Here is an 18,533-nt window from a genome sequence, read left to right as displayed (position 1 = left end):
GCAAGCCTAGAGGCTGCGCGACTTGATCGGTTCCTCCGAAGGTGACTCGTTCCCGGAAACCCCGTCGTCGAGGTGGTCCGCGTGGAACAGGGCTTGCTTGAGTAGTCGCCCCACGTGATCGTTCGCGGCCGAGTAGTAGACGAAGGTGCCTTCGCGGCGGCCCTTGACCAGCCCGGCCAGTCGGAGCTTGGCCAGGTGCTGGCTGACCGCGGTCGGGGCGGCACCGGCGAGTTCGGCGAGGCAGGCGACCGACGACTCGCCTTGCAGCAGTGCCCACAGGACCTTGATCCGCGTCGGATCGGCCAGCATCCGGAAGGACTCTGCGGCCAGGTGTACTTGCTCGTCGTTGGGCATCTCGAAATCCGGCAGCGACGTGTGCATGGCGACAGCATACCCACCTACCCACGTACTTGCGTATCTGCGTGAGTGCGCATATAAGATGCTTTCGTGACTGCGGAACTGCGAGCACTCGAGAACGCGACCCACACCCCGGCCAGTGGCGTTCGGGACGGGAAGCGGCGGGCGGGGATCTGGGTGGTGCCGGAGGTGCGGTGGGCGGCCGCGGCGACGGCACTGTTCGCGCTGGGTTCGGTGGTGCAGGTCGCCGAGGGCCCGTCGTGGTTGTGGTGGACGCTGTATCTGGCCTGCTATGCGACCGGCGGATGGGAACCGGGGTGGGCCGGGCTGCAGGCCCTGTGGGAGCGAAAGCTCGACGTCGACCTGCTGATGGTGCTCGCGGCGATCGGTGCGGCGGCGATCGGCCAGGTCTTCGACGGCGGTCTCCTCATCGTCCTCTTCGCCATTTCCGGTGCGCTGGAAGCACTCGCGACCAAACGCACCGAGGACTCCGTAAGGGGGCTGCTCGACCTGGCTCCTGAGCAGGTCACCCGCCTCACCGCATCCGGTGAGGAAACCGTTCTCGCGTCGGCCGTGCGCGTGGGTGACTTGATCGTGGTCCGCCCTGGCGAGCGGATCGGCGGTGACGGCGAGGTCGTCGTCGGTGCGAGTGAGGTCGACCAGGCCACCATCACCGGCGAACCGTTGCCGGTCGACAAGACCGTCGGCGACGAGGTGTTCGCCGGCACGCTCAACGGCACCGGCGTGCTGTGGGTGCGGATCACCAGGCCCGCGCAGGACACGGTGATCGCGCGGATCGTCGCGATGGTCGCCGAGGCCAGTGTCACGAAAGCCCGCACGCAGTTGTTCATCGAGAAGATCGAGCAGCGCTACTCGATCGGCATGGTCGCGGCCACGGTGGCGCTGTTCGTCATCCCGTTGCTGTCCGGGGCCGCCTTCGAGTCCACCCTGTTGCGGGCCATGACCTTCATGATCGTCGCGTCACCGTGCGCCGTGGTCCTGGCCACGATGCCCCCGCTGCTGTCGGTGATCGCGAACGCCGGGAAACACGGTGTGCTGGTCAATCCGCGGTGGTCCTCGAACAACTCGGCACCGCCACCCAGGTGGCCTTCGACAAGACCGGCACACTCGCCGAAGGCGATCCGCGCGTCGCCGAGATCCGTACCTTGCCCGGCGTCGGCTTCACCGGAGAGGACCTGCTCGCACTGGCCGCCGCGGCGGAGTACGCCTCTGAACACCCCTAGGCACGCGCCGTCGTGGCCGCGGCTCGGGACGCCGGGATAGCTCCACGTCCGGCGGAGACGTTCAGCTCGACGCCGGGGCGAGGTGCGACCGCTCGTGTCGACGGCCGTGTGATCGAGGTCGGCAGTCCGCTCCGGTTGCTGGACGACGCCCAAGGCGAAGCCCTTGCCGCGGTGACCGAGCTGGAGGAGGTCGGGTACACCGCCGTCGTCGTACTCGTCGACGACAACCCGGCCGGGATCTTGGGCCTCTCGGACCGGCTGCGTCCCGGCGCCGCGTCGACGATCAGGCGGCTCACCGCTCTCACCGGCGCAGAACCGGTGCTGCTCACCGGCGACAACCTTCGCGCCCCACCCGCCTCGCCGCGGAAGTCGGCATCACCGAGGTTCGCGCCGGCCTGCTGCCCCAGGACAAGGTCGCCGCGGTGCGCGAGCTCGAATCGCGCGGCGCCAACGTGGTCCTGGTCGGCGACGGCGTCAACGACGCACCCGCGCTGGCCGCGGCGCACATGGGCATCGCGATGGGCCGTTCCGGAAGCGACTTGGCGTTGGACACCGCCGACGCGGTCGTCACCCGTGACGAGCTGACCGCGATTCCCGCTGTTCTCGGTCTGGCCCGGCGCGCACGACGTCTGGTCATCGCGAACCTGGTCATCGCCGCCACCTTCATCGGCGTTCTGGTGGCGTGGGATCTCTTCGGCACACTGCCGCTGCCGCTCGCCGTCGCCGGGCACGAAGGATCCACCGTCCTGGTCGGACTCAACGGGCTTCGGCTCCTTCGCCGGGCCGCGTGGGATCGGGCGGTGGGGCCGCCGGGAGATCTCGGGAATGCCGGAGTGCGCTGAGAAGCGGGACCACGCCGTAGAGCCCGAACAGCGCGGCGATGATCCAGAGCGCTGGACGGTTTCCGAGTAGGGAACCGAGAGTTCCCGCGGCGAGCGTGCCCAGGGGGATGGTGGCGTAGTTGAGGAATTGCATGCTGGCGCTGACCCGACCGAGCAGCGCGGGCGGGCAGTAGGCCTGCCGGAAGGCGATCACGATCACGGTGATGGCGACCAGACCGGCGCCCAGCATCGACACCCCGATGACCATCGAGATGAGCCCGGCCCCGGCGGTGGTCAGCGGAATCAGAATCGAGAACGGCGCCGTTCCCGCTGCCCAGACTTGGATCGCACGGGCAGTGCCGAGGCGGGCCGCGGTGACAGGCGCGGCGACGGCGCCGAGGACACCGCCGATGCTGGTGGCGGCGACCACGAGGCCGACCATTCCCGGTGCGAGAGCGACGTCCTGGACCAGGAACGTGATCTGCAGAGTCTGCAAGCCGGTGTAGGCGACGTTTCCGGTGGCGCTGAACAAACTCAGCGTTCGTAGATAGGGGTCGTGAAGCGTGAATCGAAGCCCGGCGCGGATCTGCGACAGCATGCCCTGGCCGGACTCAACGCTACGTGGTCGCGGTTCCTGCACGCGGATGCGGAGCAGGCACAGCGCGGAGACGGCGAAGCTGAGCGCGTCCGCGAGCACGGCGATCGGAGGTCCGAGTACCTGGGCCAGCAGCCCGCCGAGGCCGCGGCCGGCGATCTGGGCGGCTTGTTCGCCGCCCTGGAGTTTCGAGTTGACGTCGACCAGGTTCGCCGCGGGGACCAGGGCGGGGACGTAGGCCCGGTACGCGGTCACGAACAGCACGGTCGACGCCCCGCCCAGAAACGCCACGACAAGCAGATGGGCAACGCTGAGTGCGTCGAATGCCGCGGAAACGGGAATGCTGGCCAACAGCAGCAGCGACACCGCGTCGCAGCCGAGCATGATCGGCCGACGGCGTAACCGGTCCACCCACACCCCGGCCGGAAGGCTGAGCAGCAGCCAGGGCAAGTAGGCGGCGGCGGTGAGCGCGCCGACGACGAACGGACCCGCGCCGAGCGTCGTGATCGCGATCAGTGGCAGCACCACGGTGGACACCGAACTGCCGAGCTTGCTGCTCGTTTCTCCCAGCCAGAGAAGACGAAAGCCGCGATGCCCTGTCGCCTGACTGGTCTCGCGCATGCCGACACCGCCGATATCACTGTCATTTATGCTGATGACAGTGACAGGCTAACAGGAAGGCGTGACTGGTCAAATGAATTTTGACAGTTACTACGACGGGCCGGTGAGGACCGCCGTACTGTTGGTGAACGGCCTCACCGGCGGCCAGGAACGTGGCCGCGACCTCTCGCCTCCCGTCGGCGCCGCGATGCGGGAGGCGGCGACCGGGGCGCTGCGTTCGGCCAGTGAGATGTTCGAAACGCTTTCCCTGGTCAGTGCCGCGGAGGCCAGAGGGCTCGCTGATATGGCTGTCCGGCTTCGTGACGTGTTCGAGGCGGTCTCGGCCGGCGAGCCGGCCACGGCCACCTCGCGGATCAACGAGTTGCTCGCCGAGACGAGGACGGAACCGCGGCTCGTCACTCATGAGGGCCAGCCGTGGCCGCATCTGCACTTCGCCGGGCAACGCGGGGGAGTGGCCGCGGAATGGAGCGGCGCCTGCGCGGCCGCACTCGCCGTGGTCCTGGGCGGCGCGGGACGCGACAGGCTCGGCGTGTGCACGGCGGTCCGCTGCGACCGGGTCTACGTCGACACCTCGCACAACGGCACTCGCCGGTTCTGCTCGACGGCTTGCCAGAATCGCGTGAAGGCGGCGGCGTTCCGGGCGCGCGGCAAGGAGTCGCAGTGACTGCGGAGCACTGATCCGTTCGGACTAGGTGAAAGACACAGCCGGGCTATGAGGCCTGGTACTGGTTGGTTTGAGCCCTTCGGCGCAGGATCGAGGAACCGATCCGACACCGACACAGCGTGGGGGAACACATGAACACCACCGCCAGCGCCAACGTCCGGGCACTCTTCGCGTGCCGGGGAATCGGCCTCGCCACCGCCAGTGAGCCGGACCTCGTGATCGATCGCTTCGACAACTGGGCCAACCAGTCCAGTGACGTCGTTTTCGGCTGCTTCACGGGCGCCTGCTGTACCGCGCCGCCCCTGGCCGAGGCCGCCTGACACCGGCGGACTTCAGGAAGTGGCAGCAGCCTTGTCCGGGGCGTCTTCTCGCTGAGACGCCTCGTGCAATGCGCGCAATTCGCGTAGCTCGACGAGAACCGTCGCCAGCGTGGCCGCCTGATCCTCATCCTGCTGCGGGGCCTCGTCGGGCGACGTTTGCGCCTGCATCGCGCTGACCGCGACCGCGATGAACAGGTTGAGCACGGTGAACGTGGTCACCACGATGTAGAGGGTGAAGAAGAGCGGAAACGACCCGGCGCATGCTCGGCACAATCGAGATCAGCCGCAGCGCGCGGAGGATCCTCAGCGCCCGCAACACCGAGAAGGCTCCCGAGGTCGGCAGGAGCGCGATCACCACGATCACCGTGTCGAACCAGTCCCACGGATCCCGGAAGAACCGGAGACCGTGCGCGTAGATCCTCGCGATCAGCTGGGCTGCTGTCCCGGGCCGCGGATGCTGGACGACTCGACGGGCCAGGCTGGGCCGAGATGGTGCGCGCCGCGGGTTTCGTTGTGGAGGCGGAGGGCGACGTCGGCTGGCTGCACTACGTCGTCGCGACCGCTCCCGCGATGGAGGAGTGAGTCAGCGAGCGTCCGCGGGCCAGCGTCGGTGATCGCGGTCGATGACGAATTCGTGGCTGTGCTGCCAAAGTCCGTCGCCGACATCCTCGGCGTCGCTGAGGTGGGCGGAGTCGGTGTCGTGGTGGTGGGTGTGTTCCAGGAAGTGCGGGTCCCGCCGTGGCCACGACTTCGCCGCCAGGACGAATCCGGCGAGGCCGAGGACTCCGAGGACGATCCACGTCGCGGTGAACCCGGCGGCGGTGGCGAGCCAGCCCGCGATCGGATAGGCGAGCAGCCAGCAGGCGTGCGACAGCGAGAATTGGGCGGCGAAGATCGCGGGCCGGTCGCTCGCGTGGCTGGAGCGGCGCAAGACTCGTCCCACCGGGGTGAGGACGAGTCCGGTGCCGAGGCCGATGGCCGCCCACACCGCCAGTGCCGCGGTCCACCGCCAGCCACCACTGTCCGCTGTGGACAGTGCGATCGCGCCTGCCATTCCGGAAAGCAGGACGCCGCCACCGGTGAGCATGACCGTGCGTTCCGGAATCCGGTCCAGCACACGGGGAAGCAGGAGTGCGACGAGGATCGTGCCGATGCCGTTGCCCGCCAGCAGAAGCGCGACGTCGGCCTGCGAACGGCCGAGGGTGTCCTGGACGTAGTTGACCGTGTTGACCATGACCACGGACCCGACGGCGGCGACCACCAGATCCAGGCCCAGCGTTCCACGCAAGCGCGGCGTCGCGGCGAAGACCCGGATCCCCGCCAGGGTTCGATCCCAGACTCCGCCGCGATCACTACGGGTCGCGTCCGGAATCCGGGTACTCAGCACCAGTACCGCCGAGGCCACGAATCCGACCGACGTGCCGGTGAACAGCCAGTGGAACGACACCAGGCTGAGCACGGCGGCAGCCAGCAGCGGGCTCAGGAGGCTCTCCATCGTCGACGCCAGCTGCGACAGTGACAACGCCTTCGTGTAGTCACGTTCATCGGGCAGGATGTCGGGCAGGACGGCCTGGAAGGTCGGGGTGAACGAGGCCGACGCGGATTGCAGGACGACGATCAGGACGTAGATCTGCCACACCTGGTCCACAAAGGGCAGCGCCAGCACCACCAGGGCGCGAACCGCATCGAGGCTGACGAGGAACAGGCGCCTCGGCACCCGGTCGGCGTAGGCGCCCGCGAGCGGGGCGACGGTGACGTAGGTGATCATCTTGATCGCCAGCGCGGTACCCAGGACGGCACCGGCGTTCGCGCCCGCCAGGTCGTAGGCCAGCAGGCCGAGCGCTACGGTCGTCAAGCCGGTGCCGAACAAGGCGACCAGTTGTGCGCCGAACAGATGCCGGTAGTCCCGATGCCCGAACAGCGACACGCTTCACCTCTCCCGCCATAAGTGAACTCTCTGCCATGATAGGTGCTCATGTACGCACATGACAAATCCGATGATCAGTGGTCTGTGCTTCCGCCGGGCGACCAGGTCGATGCCGCGTCCACGTCGCTGCGGATGCTGGCCGATCCGACGCGGATGCGGATGCTGTGGCTGCTCAGCGGCGACGAGTACGACGTGGCGTCGCTGGCCGCGGCGGTCGCCATCGCCCGCCCGGCGGTGTCACAGCACCTGGCCAAGCTCAAACTCGCCGGATTGGTCAGCCAGCGTCGCGATGGCCGCCGGATCCTCTACCGCGCCCGCGGTGGGCATGTCCGCCGTCTCCTGGTCGAGGTCATGAACGCGGCCGATCACCACATCCACGGCATCCCCGACCACGACTGAGCGGTAGGGCGGATTTTCGCTTCAGGAACAGGAATCGCTCATGTCTTCAGATACTCTTCGGCGCGCCCGTGGCCCCTTGGTCAGTGGGGCCGTGGCGACCATGACGCTCGCTCCTGCCTCCCCGGCGCTGGCACACGGGATCGGTGATGATCACGCGGCCAAGGGCGTCTGGGAATTTGTCCCGCTCGGGATCGAGCACATGCTGCTCGGCTGGGACCATCTGCTGTTCGTCGCCGGGATCGTGCTGCTGGCCGGTGAGTGGCGCCGGGCGGCGAAGCTCATCTCGGTGTTCGTGCTCGGGCACAGCACGACGCTGATCGTCGCGACACTGGCCGGCTGGCAGTTCGACGCGGATCTGGTCGATATCGTCATCGCGTTGAGCCTGGTGTTCGTCGGGGTGGTCGGCTGGTTCGGCAGGCCCCGCGACTGGAGGGTCTTCGCCGCTGCTGTTCTGGCCTTCGGACTGGTGCACGGCCTGGGGCTCGCTACCCGTTTGCAGATCCTCGGCCTGCCGGAGAACGGCCTGATCTGGCGGGTGATCGCGTTCAACGTCGGTATCGAGATCGGGCAATTGCTGGCGATCGCGGTGATCGCGGGGAGTGGCGTACTCGTGGTCCGGTTGGTGAAGCGGGACAACGTCAAGGATCTGATCACTCGCGCTGCCCACGGCGGCCTCGTCGTTGCCGGGCTGGTCACGGCTACGGTGCTGGCCCTCGTCTCTACGGCTTCGCTATGAGTGATTCTCGCACTGTGGTGATGGCCCCGCCGTGGCTTAGGCTGCGCCCATGAACCGCCGTGCCTCTCGCCGCCCCCCGGGTGCTGCGAGTGGTGCGCGGGGGCTGCTTGGCGACGGCCTCGGCCGTGCTGGCGGTGGTGGCGCACGGCATGGCCGGCGGCGGTGTCCCCGACACGGGTTTGACGCTGCTGCTGACCGCGCTGATCGGCTGGGTCGCCACCGCGGCGGCGGACCGCGGCCGCGGAGTGAGCGCGACGGTCGGCATTCTGGCGGTGGCCCAGCTGGCGATGGTACGGGCATTTGACTTACTACAGACCACTGAATGGCAGAAGGGCTAGGACCGCATCCGCAAAGAACGGGAACATCTAGGGCGGGTGTCGGGATCGAAGTCCTGCTCTTCGCGAGCCGACGACGGTCCCGCGCGGCGGCTTGTCGGCGGTGGTCGGTGTTCCGCATTTACCTGGCCGCCACTCGCGCGCATAGTCCCGTGAGGCGGATCCTGCTGCGGTGTGGTCGCTTGTCTGGCCGGGAAGCGCAGGATCTGCTCCCCTCACTCGGATTTCCTGAGCCATCAGCTCCGAGGGCGGCACACTGTGGCGCTGGCCGCCTTCGGCCCGAGACGGCGGCGGTGTGCCGGATGAGCCTCGCTGGACGAATCGGGCATGCTGTAGCGCGCGCACGATCGTCGGGGGAGAGGCACGGCAGGACCGAGGTAGGGGAATTCGCTGTTCCGGAGCGGGTGGACAGCCCGGTCCGGCAGGCGGCGCCGTCCGGCAAGGTCGGCCGGTGGCTGATGGAGCACCGGGTTCAGCCGGTGGGGCCGGAAAGCAACGAGGAGCACGCCACCCCGCAGTCGTGGTGGAAGGTCATGTGCCTCACCGGCGTGGACTACTTCTCCACCCTGTCGTATCTGCCCGGTATCGCGGCGTTGGCGGCCGGCGCGCTCTCGCCGCTGGCGACGTTGCTGATCGTCGCGCTCACCTTGCTCGGCATGCTGCCGATGTACCGGCGGGTGGCGAAGGAGAGCCCGCACGGCCAGGGGTCGGTCGCGATGCTCGAAAACCTGCTGCCGTTCTGGCGCGGCAAACTCTTCGTCCTGATGTTGCTGGGTTTCGTCGCGACATCGTGGATCATCACGATCACGCTGTCCTCGGCGGATGCCACGGTGCACGCGCTGGAGAATCCGAACGTGCCGTCGTTCCTGCACGGGCACGCGGTGCTGATCACGGTGATCCTGCTGCTGACCCTGGGCGGGGTGTTCCTGCTCGGGTTCAGTGAGGCGGTCGGGGTCGCGATCCCGCTGGTGGCGATCTTCCTGGTGTTGAACGCGGTGGTCGTGGTCGCCGGGATCGGTGAGGTGCTCGCCGAGCCCGCGGCCCTGGACCGCTGGCTGGACGCGCTGACCTCCGGTGGTGGCGGGTTCGGCGGTGTCGTCGGGCCGGCGGTCCTGGCGTTCCCGTTGCTGGTGCTCGGCCTGTCCGGGTTCGAGACCGGGGTGAGCATGATGCCGCTGGTGGCGGCGAAGGGTGAGAACGCCGGGCAGCGGCTGGCGAACCGGATCCGCAACACCCGCAAGCTGCTCACCGCCGCCGCGCTGATCATGTCGGTGTACCTGATCGCGACGAGTTTCGTCACCACGGTCCTGATTCCCGCGGAGCAGTTCAAGCCGGGCGGCGAGGCGAACGGCCGCGCCTTGGCGTACCTGGCGCACGGACTGATGGGCGAGTGGGTCGGCACCGCCTATGACATCAGCAGCATCCTGATCCTGTGGTTCGCCGGGGCGTCGGCCATGGCCGGGCTGATCAACATCGTCCCCCGGTACCTGCCCGCCTACGGGATGGCCCCGGAGTGGGCCCGGGCCGTCCGGCCGGTCGTGCTGGTCTACACCGCGATCTGCATTCTCGTCACGATCATCTTCAACGCCGACGTCAACGCCCAAGCCGGCGCGTACGCCACCGGGATCCTCGCGATGATGGTGTCCGCCTCGGTCGCGGTGGCCATCTCCGCGGCGAAACGGCGTCAGCGCAAGGCCGCAGTCGCGTTCGCCGTCCTGACCCTGATCCTGCTCTACGCGCTGGTGGAGAACGTCATCGAGAAGCCGGACGGGCTCACGATTTCCGCGTTCTTCATTTTCGGGATCATCGCCGTGTCCTTGGTTTCGCGGGTCACTCGGACCACCGAACTGCGGGTGGACCACATCGAGTTCGACGAGCCCGCGCGCCGGTTCATCACCGAGTCGATCGCCCACGACGGCGCGCTGACCATCATCGCGAACCGCCGCCAGGCCGGCGACGCCGACGAATACCGGGCGAAGGAGGCCGAGCAGCGCGGCCTGAACCCGGTGCCGGGCGCCGCCGACGTCCTGTTCCTCGAAATCGACGTCATCGACCCGTCCGGCTTCAGCGACGTGCTGAAGATCCGCGGTGTCGAGGTCGACGGTTTCCGGGTCCTGCGGGCGGAAAGCCCCGCCGTGCCGAACGCGATCGCCGCCATCCTGCTCGCCTTGCGGGACACCACCGGCGTGCGTCCCCAATGCCACTTCGAGTGGAGCGAGGGCAACCCGCTCGGGCACCTGTTCCGCTACCTGATCCTCGGCCACGGCGACACCGCCCCGGTGGTCCGCGAGATCATCCGCACCAGCGAACGCGACCCGGCCCGGCGACCCGGCATCCACGTCGGCTGATCACAGTGGCGCCCCTGTATCGTCCCAGATAGACAGAAATTTCGGCCCCGTCGGCTGGTAAGTCAACCGACGGGACCTGACATGCCGATCGTCCGCGGCAGACCGGCAACCTGACCTCAGGGTGCCCACAATTTCGGTGATCGATGCGCCTAACCGCTCACTAATTGCGTCGGTGCCTCACTGTCCGTCGCGAGGATCGAGCGATGGCGAACCAGCGTCGGCCATTCACCTTGATTGCTCATTCCTGTAAGCGGTGGGACCGGCGCGACCGCCGGATCGGAAGGAAGTTCGCCCGCCAGCTGGAAGCGCACGGCTACCAGGTGATCGCCGGGGCCCGCGAGGTCTACGTGATGGGCTTGTGTCCGGGTGTGACGGCCACCGAATCCCAGCCGCACGGAGACGTCCCCGCCAGTCTGGTGCAGACCCCGGAGCATGTCGTGCGAACGGCTCTCGCCGCCCTGCGGCGGCGCCGACGACCCACGGTCATCTCTGGACGGCGGAACACCTTCTTCGCCGCGGCCGCGCGGACCCTGCCGCGTAAGGCCGTGCTCGGCATCCTCGGCGGGAACTGACTCGGTGCCCGCGGTCTCATTCTGCGGGTGAGGTGGCTCCGTGCCTTACGCTGCACGCCATGGACCGCCACGCTTCCCGTCGCCCTCGCGCGCTGCGCTTGGCACGTGGTGCGTGGTTCGCGGCTGCGTCGGCCGCGCTCGCGGTCACGGCGCACGGGGTGGCCGGGGGAGGGTTCCCGGACGCGGGCTTGACGGTCTTGCTGACCGTCTTGATCGGCTGGGTCGCCACCGCGACGGCAGGCCGCGGACGTGGCCCGGTCGCCACGACCGGTGTGCTGGCCGTCGGGCAGCTGGCGATGCACGTCGTCCTCTCCGTGCCTCCCGTCGCCGACCATCATCCTCAAGCGGCGGTCGAGACAGATCCTTCGGCGATGTTCGTCGCGCACGGGCTCGCGATCCTGCTCACCGGCGTTCTTCTCACTTCGGCGGACACGGCGGCGTCGGCGATCTTGCGGTTGGTGTCGCCGATCGTGGTGGCCGCGCGTTGTTCGGCGCCGGTGCGGCCGGTGCTGTGGGTGCCGGTCGTCCCTGATGTCGTTCCCGGGCACGGTCTGCGGATTCTGCTGACCCGGCGTCGCACGCGCCGCGGTCCGCCCGCTGGTTCCTGATTCGTTCGAGCGCTACACCGTCCGGCCGGCTGGCCAGGACGGCTCTTCCCGATCCAGGAACAGGAATCCTCCATGTCTGCATATTTTCCGCTCCGTGCCCGTCGTGGCGCGGTGCTGGCGGGGGTCGTGGCGGGCGCGTCGCTCGTCACGGCGTCCCCGGCACTGGCGCACAGTATCGGGGGCACCGCCGCCGACAAGAACGTCTGGGAGTTCATCCCACTCGGTATCGAGCACATGCTGCTCGGCTGGGACCATCTGCTGTTCATCGCCGGGATCGTGCTGCTGGCGGGAGAATGGCGCCGGGCGGCGAAACTGATCTCGGTGTTCGTCCTCGGCCACAGCACGACGTTGATCATCGCGACCCTGGCCGGCTGGCAGGTGAACGCGACGGTGGTCGACATCGTCATCGCGCTGAGCCTGGTCTTCGTCGGGGTGGTCGGCTGGTTCGGCAGGCCCCGGGACTGGAAGCTGTTCACCGCCGCGGTTCTCGGGTTCGGTCTCGTGCACGGGCTGGGACTCTCGACCCGGCTGCAGGACCTCGGCCTGCCGGAGGAAGGCCTGCTGTGGCGGGTGATCGCCTTCAACGTCGGGGTCGAGATCGGCCAGTTGCTGGCGATCGGCGTGCTCACCGCGCTCGGGCTGCTCGTGGTCCGGTTCCTCAAACAGGAGAAGGTCAAGAACACCACGTCCCGCGCGGCCAGCGTGGGCCTGGTCGCTGCCGGGCTGGTCGCGGCCGTCGTGCTGACCATCACCTCGGCGACCAGCCCCGACGCGGAGGCGGCCGGGCCGTGCAGCACCGGCCCGACCCGGTTCCCGGTGAACGGTGCCGGGCAGCACCCGGACAAGAAGTTCTACGAACCGGCGGAGAAGACGCCGGACGACGACTTCGGCCATGTCATGGGTGACGGCTACGTCATCGTGCACTACGCGGCCACGATTCCCGTCGATCAGGTCGCCGCCCTGCGTCAGTTCATCACCGGGCCGGAGGGCAACCGCGTTGTCGGCGGCTCGGCCGTCCAGGCCGGCACCGTGGTGGCGCGGAACGCGTTCAGCACGCTCACCTGTTCCACAGTGGACATTCCCGCGCTGAAGGACTTCGCCAAGGAATGGTTCGCGGATCCGCGGTCCCGCCCGGCGCAGGGGTAACGCGAACGAGGCCGTGTCCGGAGCGGGGAAATCCGATCCGGACACGGCTGGCCACATGGTGGTCATCCAAGTCGGCACGCGTTCGGCCGAGCCTGTTCTTTCCTGCGACCGCTACGCTTCTACGCGTGCGATTCGATGAAGGTGCGAGTCTCGACGTCTCCGAGGTCGACGATCAGCGTGGTGTCGGTGGCCGGGTGGCCATGGGCGGTGGCGGGCTCGGCGTGCTGGGCCTAGTGGTGTACTTCCTGTTCTCGCAGTTCGGTGGCGTGTCGCCGAGCGGGCCTGGGCTGGCCGGAATCGATTCGGGTCGGCAGACCGACAACTCCTCGCTCTCCTCGGAGTGCCGTACTGGCGCCGACGCGAACCGGAATCGTGATTGCGCCACGGTCGCGGTGATCAACTCGATCCAGGACTACTGGACCGCGCAGTTCGCCCGATCCGGGCAGACCTACCGCAAGGCGACCACGAACTTCTTCCGAGGCGGCGTGCGTACTGCCTGCGGCAACGCCTCCTCCGACGTCGGCCCGTTCTATTGCCCTGCCGACTCCGAGATCTACATCGACCTCGCGTTCTTCCAGGAGCTGCGCTCGCGCTTCGGCGCACAGGGCGGCCCGTTCGCCGAGGCCTACGTGCTGGCCCATGAGTACGGCCACCACGTGCAGAACCTCACCGGCACGTCGAATCGCGTCCGCAGCCGTAGTGGCCCAACCTCGGACTCGGTGCGGCTGGAGTTGCAGGCCGACTGCTACGCCGGCGTGTGGGCCAAGCACGCGACGACCACACCGGCCGAGAACGGCAAGCCGCTGGTCGCCGACATCACCCAAGACGACATCGACCGCGCCCTGGACACAGCCGCTCGCATCGGCGACGACTACATCCAGCGCAAACTGGGCAACGGCAGGGTGGACCAGTCGAAGTTCAGCCACGGCAGCTCGAAGCAGCGCGAGAAGTGGTTCACCACCGGCATCACCACCGGAGACCCGGCGCGCTGTGACACCTTCAGCACCCGCGACCTCGGATGAGACGAAGGTCGGCTGAGCCTTCGTGCAGTCAGGCGCGGGGGCGGGACTTGCGGCCGGTCACTTTGTTGTAGATGACCAGGACGATGATCGCGCCGATGACCGACCCGATCCAGCCGGCCGGCTGGAAGCCGCGGATGCCCACAGTGAGCAGGCCGAACAGCAGGCCGCCCACGACGGAGCCGACGACGCCCAGGACGATCGTGCGGAGCAGGCCGATGTCGTCCTTGCCCGGCACCAGGGCGCGCGCGATGAAACCGGCGATCAGGCCGAACAGGATCCAGCCCAGGATGGTCCAGAACATCGCTTCCCCTTGTGGTCGATCGGGTGAACAGACTTACGATACGAAGAACACTGCTTGGGTGCCAACCGGTGTTGATCAGTCATGAGGGCCGCGTGGCGACGGTATCCGTGATCGAGACATCGCAGCCCTCCGGGCTGTTGCGGGAAGCGCTGATGCGCAGGCCACCAGCAGCACCACCGCGGGCACGGCGGCGGATGGCGGCCCATGGGCCAGTAGTACCACGCACAAACCCGACCACACCGGCACCCCCATGGCTCAAGCCTAGCCAGGTAACACCTATGAGACCGAGCCATTTCGCCCGCGACGAGCTGTCGGCGGGGTCAGTTCACGATTCAGCGGTTTTCGATGGTGGTCTTGAAGCTGTCCAAGGCGACTTCGACGTGACGATCGAGGAAGCCGAGTTTGTCGGCGCCCTTCTCCACGAACCCCGTGGGTGCGACTGTCAGCTCTATGGTGATCCGCGTGTGGGCGTCGTCGACGCGGTGCACGGTGACGGAGCCGGTATGAGACGGTCCGGTCCGGCTTTCCCAGGCGATCCGGCTGTCGGCTCGCTGCTCGGTGATGGTGGCTTCGAAAGTTCGTTCCAGGCCACCGATCCTGATCATCCAGCGGGTGTGGACGTCATCGTGCTGCTCGACCCGTTTCACGCCTGGTACGAAGCGCGGGAGGTCGGAGAGCCGGGTCCACCGGTCGTACACGGTGGTCACATCGGCTTCGACCTCGACGGACTTGATGATCGTGCTCATCCGGGTGACAGATCCCTTCGTGAGTGACCGGGGTTAGCCGAGCGGTTCGTGATCACGGGGCATGCGCGCGAAATAAGCCTCACCAGTACTGCACGTCGACTGGGGCGGGACCCGGCTTCCGGTCTCGCCCCAGTCGATGTTCCGGGCCGGTCAGCCTTCGTCGTCTCCGCCGTCTTCGTCGTCGCCGTCGAGCATTTCGCCGAGCAGCATGCCGCCCACGACACCGCCGGCGACTCCGGCCACCACGCCGCCCATGCCGGGGCCGCGCCGCTCACGATGCCCATATCCGGGCTCCCCATATCCCGGCTGGCCGTAGCCCGGCTGGCCGTATCCGGCCTGCATCATGTGGGCTTGCCGGGCCTCCACGACTTGGGCGAGCCACTCGTGGATGCGTGCCGCCCAGTCTTGCCCCGCAGCCTCCTCATGCCCGGCCTGGAACCGCCCCTGGCCACCGGCGCCGAACGCACCCGCGTGCTGGTCGGCGTCCAGCAGCACTGTGACCTCGGCGGGCGTGGTGACCAGTGTCAGGGTGACCACCTGGACCCGGCCGGCGAACTGTCCTGAGGGGTAGAAGTCGAGCTGCTGGAAGAACGGCAGCTCTTGGCGCACCCCGTAGGCCTGCCCTTGCTGCACGATGGCGGATTTGAAGGTGAAGCCGAGCTGGCCGAAGCCTTCCAGTACCGCGTCTTGCGACGGAAGCGGTTCGACGATCACCGGGTCCAGGTCGCCCTTGTCGACCGCTTTGGCGATCGATACCTCGGTCCGCAGCCCCAGTTCCATGCCGGGCAGAGGTTGACCGGACACCTCGGTCACGGGGGTTTCCCAGGGGAGCGGGATGGTGAAGGGGATGGTGCGCTGTTCTTTCGCGGTCAACCTTGTCGCGCCCGCGACGACGACCCGGTGGAACTCTGTCTGTGACCGGCCGCCTCGGCCGTTGTGGACCTGGGTGGCCAGCGACAGCGCGATGTGCTCGATCTCGGCGTCGGCCTCGCCGCCGACCAGCCGCACCTCACCGGTCAGCGGGGCACCGGGCCGGCATCGCGGGTCGTTCAGCACCGTGTCGACCGAAACGCCTCCGACGCCGATCTTCTGCAGCATCTTCTTGAACACCATCCGAGATTCTTCTCCTTCAATCGTTTGTTACCGATCAACTACTGACAGTGGTGACTCTGGGGCATGGCACGGCCGGTGCGGCCGCGAGAGGCGGCGCATCACCAAGCGAAGCAAGGGTTTACGGGCCGATCAGCGCCCGCGATATCGGAGCAGCGGCTAGGTCAGGATCGTCGTCCACGTCCATGGCAACGTAACTGTACGGCGCATGGTTCCGGACAAAACCCCCAGACTTCTCACAGCGTGGAAACGGCTGGTCGCGCAGTGTCGCGTTCGGGGATTTCCTCGTCGCGTCGTGCGGCGGCGTCGTGCAGGGCGCGTAGTTCCCGGAGTTCGGCGAGTACGGCGGCAAGGGTGGCGGCTTCGTCGTCGTCTTGTTTGTCGGTGCGGCGGGAGGTCTGGGCTTCCATCGCGCTGACTGCCACGGCGATGAACAGGTTCAAGACGGTGAAGCTGGTGATGACGATGTAGGCGACGAAGAAGATCCACGCCACCGGTCGCTGGCTCATCACCGTGCGGGCCACCTCCGACCAGGCTTCCCCGGTCATCACCTGGAACAGCGTGAACAGGGAATCGCCGAGATCCCCGAAGTACTCCGGGGACACACCGCTGAACAGCTTGGTCGCCATCACCGCCGACACGTACAGCACCAGGACCAGCAACGCCGCGATCGACACCATCCCCGGCAGAGCGCCCAGCAACGCCGAGACCACCCGCCGCATGCTCGGCACCACCGAGATCAGCCGCAACGCCCGCAGAATCCGCAACGCGCGCAGCACGGAGAACGCGCCCGAGGTCGGGAGCAGCGCGATCGCGACGATCACCGTGTCGAACCAGTTCCACGGATCAGTGAAGAACCGCCAGCCGTGCGCGTAGATCCGCAGGATCAGCTCGAGCAGGAAGATGACCAGCACGGCCCGGTCCACCACGTGCAGGATCGAGCCGTATTCGGCCACCAGCGTCGGCGACGTCTCACACCCCAGCGTGATCGCGTTGACGATGATCACGCCGATGACCACCCGCTGGAACAACGGTGCCTCGACGACCTCGCGCAACCGTTCCCGCACACTCACCCGCGTTACTCCTCACCGACACGCCGACCGACAACGAAGAGCGAACCTATCGGGTGACCCGAGGCCGGTGTCACGGCAGGAGAGGGGCCAACCGTCCGGACGCGCCGGTGCCCGGGCACCGCAGGAGCCTCGCTAAGGTGCTCGCGTGGCTGCAGAGGGAAGTACACGGGCGGTTGTCACGGCGATGTTCGCCAATCTGGGGATCGCGGTGACGAAGTTCGTCGCGTTCCTGCTCACTCAGTCCTCGTCGATGCTCGCGGAATCCGTGCACTCGCTGGCCGACACCAGCAACCAGGCGTTGCTGCTGCTGGGCGGCAAGCGCGCGAAGCGGGCGGCGACACCGGAGCATCCGTTCGGCTACGGACGTGAGCGCTACGTGTACGGGTTCATCGTGTCGATCGTGCTGTTCAGCCTCGGTGGCTTGTTCGCCCTGTACGAGGCGTGGCACAAGTGGGCCGATCCGCATCCGATCGAGACCTGGCAGTGGGTCCCGATCGCGGTCCTGCTTGTCGCCATGGCCATGGAGGGCTACGCGCTGCGCACCGCTGTGCTCGAGTCGAACCGGATCCGCGGGAAGCGCTCGTGGGCGCGGTTCATCCGCACCGCGAAAGCCCCGGAACTGCCGGTCATCCTGCTCGAGGACCTGGGCGCCCTGCTCGGCCTCGTGTTCGCGCTGGTCGGTGTCTCGATGACCCTGATCACCGGCGAAGGCCGCTGGGACGCCGCCGGTACCGCGATGATCGGCTTGCTGCTCGTCGCGATCGCCGCGATCCTCGCCGTGGAGATGAAGTCCTTGCTCATCGGTGAAAGCGCGAGCCGCGAACACCGGACCGCGATCGAGACCGCGCTGCCCGGCGACGGCGTCGACTCCGTCATCCATCTGCGGACCCTGCACCTGGGACCCGAGGAGTTGTTGGTGGCCGCGAAGATCGCAGTGCCGGCAGTGGTCAGCGGTGCGGATGTCGCCCGCGCCATCGACGCCGCCGAACAGCGCGTGCGGACCGCGGTGCCGATCGCGCGCGTCATCTATCTCGAACCCGACCTCCGGCGCCCGGCCGAAGAGCGGACACCGGGAACACGCTGATCGTCGGCAGCCCGTTCCTGTGGCGCGGGCTCATGCGCCGGTTCGGCGGCCTCTTTGAGCTCCTGTGGTCGAGGGAGCGGATCTCGTGGTTCCCGGTCATCCGCGTCGCCGCCGTCGGGTAATCGCCGGAACTCGATTCGCACGTACTCTCCGCGCGCGATCATGGTGCCGCCATTGGGTTCCTGCCCTACGACAATCCATGTTCCCGGCCACGTCAACGCTCCCAGCGACGGTCCGTCGAGATCTTTGGACGCGAGGACGAGCCCCAGCCGGTGTGTCGCCGCGCGGGCGTCGGGAACGGACAGTCCCACCAGATCGGGGACCCGGACTTCCTTGGCTGTCATCGACGCCGCCCCTGGTGCAGGGTGTCAGTGTGCGGCTGCCCGCGGCTTGCTGCCGGGTTGCTCACCGTCGATGTGGTCGGCGTGGAAGAGGGCCTGCTTGAGCAGCCTGCCGACGTGCTCGTTCGCGGCGGAGTAATAGACGAAGGTGCCTTCGCGGCGG

The 18,533-nt window shown here is 67.8% G+C and carries 23 protein-coding genes; 13 read left to right on the top strand and 10 right to left on the bottom strand.

What is annotated here, in order from left to right:
• Positions 1–6: 6 nt before the first annotated feature.
• Positions 7–381: an ArsR/SmtB family transcription factor gene (locus tag AC069I_RS43955; RefSeq protein ID WP_478229971.1), complete on the bottom strand. Its 375-nt coding sequence runs from the start codon at positions 379–381 to the stop codon at positions 7–9.
• A 66-nt stretch (positions 382–447) separates the two neighbouring features.
• On the opposite strand from AC069I_RS43955, the gene AC069I_RS43950 reads away from it, so the two are divergent.
• Positions 448–1,641, top strand: coding sequence for an HAD-IC family P-type ATPase (locus tag AC069I_RS43950; protein ID WP_478268046.1), 1,194 nt, complete (start codon positions 448–450; stop codon positions 1,639–1,641).
• Between the two features lie 334 nt (positions 1,642–1,975).
• Positions 1,976–2,443 carry an HAD-IC family P-type ATPase gene (locus AC069I_RS43945; protein WP_478268056.1) on the top strand — a complete coding sequence of 156 codons (468 nt, stop codon included), beginning with the start codon at positions 1,976–1,978 and terminating at the stop codon, positions 2,441–2,443.
• On the opposite strand, the gene AC069I_RS43940 is transcribed toward AC069I_RS43945, so the two are convergent.
• Positions 2,358–3,638, bottom strand: a complete 1,281-nt coding sequence (locus tag AC069I_RS43940; RefSeq protein WP_478268045.1) for an MFS transporter — start codon at positions 3,636–3,638, stop codon at positions 2,358–2,360. The two genes, AC069I_RS43945 and AC069I_RS43940, sit on opposite strands and share 86 nt — an antisense overlap.
• A 103-nt stretch (positions 3,639–3,741) precedes the next feature.
• Between AC069I_RS43940 and AC069I_RS43935 the strand changes: the two genes are divergently transcribed.
• Positions 3,742–4,302: a CGNR zinc finger domain-containing protein gene (locus tag AC069I_RS43935; RefSeq protein ID WP_478229967.1), complete on the top strand. Its 561-nt coding sequence runs from the start codon at positions 3,742–3,744 to the stop codon at positions 4,300–4,302.
• Positions 4,303–4,433: 131 nt separating this feature from the next.
• Positions 4,434–4,622: a hypothetical protein gene (locus AC069I_RS43930; RefSeq protein WP_478229966.1), complete on the top strand. Its 189-nt coding sequence runs from the start codon at positions 4,434–4,436 to the stop codon at positions 4,620–4,622.
• A 12-nt stretch (positions 4,623–4,634) separates the two neighbouring features.
• On the opposite strand, the gene AC069I_RS43925 is transcribed toward AC069I_RS43930, so the two are convergent.
• The 3 genes from AC069I_RS43925 to AC069I_RS43915 form a co-directional block, all read right to left on the bottom strand.
• A complete protein-coding gene (locus tag AC069I_RS43925; RefSeq protein WP_478268044.1) occupies positions 4,635–4,844 on the bottom strand; it encodes a hypothetical protein in 210 nt (69 codons plus the stop codon).
• Positions 4,747–5,040: an ion transporter gene (locus AC069I_RS43920; protein WP_478268055.1), complete on the bottom strand. Its 294-nt coding sequence runs from the start codon at positions 5,038–5,040 to the stop codon at positions 4,747–4,749. Before AC069I_RS43920 ends, AC069I_RS43925 begins: the two co-directional genes overlap by 98 nt.
• A gap of 165 nt (positions 5,041–5,205) precedes the next feature.
• The gene (locus AC069I_RS43915; protein ID WP_478268043.1) at positions 5,206–6,549 is read right to left on the bottom strand and encodes an MFS transporter; all 1,344 of its coding nucleotides are present in this window, start codon (positions 6,547–6,549) and stop codon (positions 5,206–5,208) included.
• Between the two features lie 48 nt (positions 6,550–6,597).
• On the opposite strand from AC069I_RS43915, the gene AC069I_RS43910 reads away from it, so the two are divergent.
• The 8 genes from AC069I_RS43910 (at position 6,598) to ypfJ (ending at position 13,715) form a co-directional block, all read left to right on the top strand.
• Positions 6,598–6,948, top strand: coding sequence for an ArsR/SmtB family transcription factor (locus AC069I_RS43910; protein WP_478229963.1), 351 nt, complete (start codon positions 6,598–6,600; stop codon positions 6,946–6,948).
• 100 nt (positions 6,949–7,048) lie between these two features.
• On the top strand, positions 7,049–7,684 hold the full coding sequence (locus AC069I_RS43905) for a HupE/UreJ family protein (RefSeq protein ID WP_478229962.1): 636 nt from the start codon (positions 7,049–7,051) through the stop codon (positions 7,682–7,684).
• Positions 7,685–7,791: 107 nt separating this feature from the next.
• Positions 7,792–8,022: a hypothetical protein gene (locus AC069I_RS43900; RefSeq protein WP_478268042.1), complete on the top strand. Its 231-nt coding sequence runs from the start codon at positions 7,792–7,794 to the stop codon at positions 8,020–8,022.
• Positions 8,023–8,423: 401 nt separating this feature from the next.
• Positions 8,424–10,367, top strand: a complete 1,944-nt coding sequence (locus tag AC069I_RS43895) for an APC family permease (RefSeq protein WP_478268041.1) — start codon at positions 8,424–8,426, stop codon at positions 10,365–10,367.
• Between the two features lie 203 nt (positions 10,368–10,570).
• Positions 10,571–10,939: a hypothetical protein gene (locus tag AC069I_RS43890; RefSeq protein WP_478268040.1), complete on the top strand. Its 369-nt coding sequence runs from the start codon at positions 10,571–10,573 to the stop codon at positions 10,937–10,939.
• Positions 10,940–10,998: 59 nt separating this feature from the next.
• Positions 10,999–11,547: a hypothetical protein gene (locus AC069I_RS43885; RefSeq protein ID WP_478229958.1), complete on the top strand. Its 549-nt coding sequence runs from the start codon at positions 10,999–11,001 to the stop codon at positions 11,545–11,547.
• Positions 11,548–11,619: 72 nt separating this feature from the next.
• Positions 11,620–12,693, top strand: a complete 1,074-nt coding sequence (locus tag AC069I_RS43880; RefSeq protein ID WP_478229957.1) for a HupE/UreJ family protein — start codon at positions 11,620–11,622, stop codon at positions 12,691–12,693.
• 125 nt (positions 12,694–12,818) lie between these two features.
• The gene (ypfJ, locus tag AC069I_RS43875; protein ID WP_478229956.1) at positions 12,819–13,715 is read left to right on the top strand and encodes a KPN_02809 family neutral zinc metallopeptidase; all 897 of its coding nucleotides are present in this window, start codon (positions 12,819–12,821) and stop codon (positions 13,713–13,715) included.
• Between the two features lie 28 nt (positions 13,716–13,743).
• Here the strand turns inward: ypfJ and AC069I_RS43870 are convergent, their stop codons facing one another.
• The 4 genes from AC069I_RS43870 to AC069I_RS43855 all read right to left on the bottom strand — a co-directional run bounded on the left by AC069I_RS43870 (position 13,744) and on the right by AC069I_RS43855 (position 16,945).
• Positions 13,744–14,016, bottom strand: a complete 273-nt coding sequence (locus tag AC069I_RS43870) for a GlsB/YeaQ/YmgE family stress response membrane protein (RefSeq protein ID WP_478232554.1) — start codon at positions 14,014–14,016, stop codon at positions 13,744–13,746.
• Between the two features lie 332 nt (positions 14,017–14,348).
• The gene (locus AC069I_RS43865; protein WP_478229954.1) at positions 14,349–14,762 is read right to left on the bottom strand and encodes an SRPBCC family protein; all 414 of its coding nucleotides are present in this window, start codon (positions 14,760–14,762) and stop codon (positions 14,349–14,351) included.
• 150 nt (positions 14,763–14,912) lie between these two features.
• A complete protein-coding gene (locus AC069I_RS43860; RefSeq protein ID WP_478229953.1) occupies positions 14,913–15,875 on the bottom strand; it encodes a sporulation protein in 963 nt (320 codons plus the stop codon).
• Between the two features lie 233 nt (positions 15,876–16,108).
• Positions 16,109–16,945 carry an ion transporter gene (locus tag AC069I_RS43855; RefSeq protein ID WP_478229952.1) on the bottom strand — a complete coding sequence of 279 codons (837 nt, stop codon included), beginning with the start codon at positions 16,943–16,945 and terminating at the stop codon, positions 16,109–16,111.
• Positions 16,946–17,090: 145 nt separating this feature from the next.
• Here AC069I_RS43855 and AC069I_RS43850 point away from each other — a divergent pair, with 145 nt between their 5' ends.
• A complete protein-coding gene (locus AC069I_RS43850) occupies positions 17,091–18,029 on the top strand; it encodes a cation diffusion facilitator family transporter (RefSeq protein ID WP_478268039.1) in 939 nt (312 codons plus the stop codon).
• On the opposite strand, the gene AC069I_RS43845 is transcribed toward AC069I_RS43850, so the two are convergent.
• Complete coding sequence (locus tag AC069I_RS43845; protein WP_478229950.1) at positions 17,972–18,373, bottom strand: PASTA domain-containing protein; 402 nt, start codon at positions 18,371–18,373, stop codon at positions 17,972–17,974. The genes AC069I_RS43850 and AC069I_RS43845 overlap by 58 nt on opposite strands.
• Between the last annotated feature and the right edge of the window lie 160 nt (positions 18,374–18,533).

The sequence above is a fragment of the Amycolatopsis sp. NPDC043885 genome (assembly GCF_056435685.1).
The sequence above is the reverse complement of the archived record's forward strand: the minus strand, read 5'-3'. Positions and strand labels throughout refer to the sequence as shown.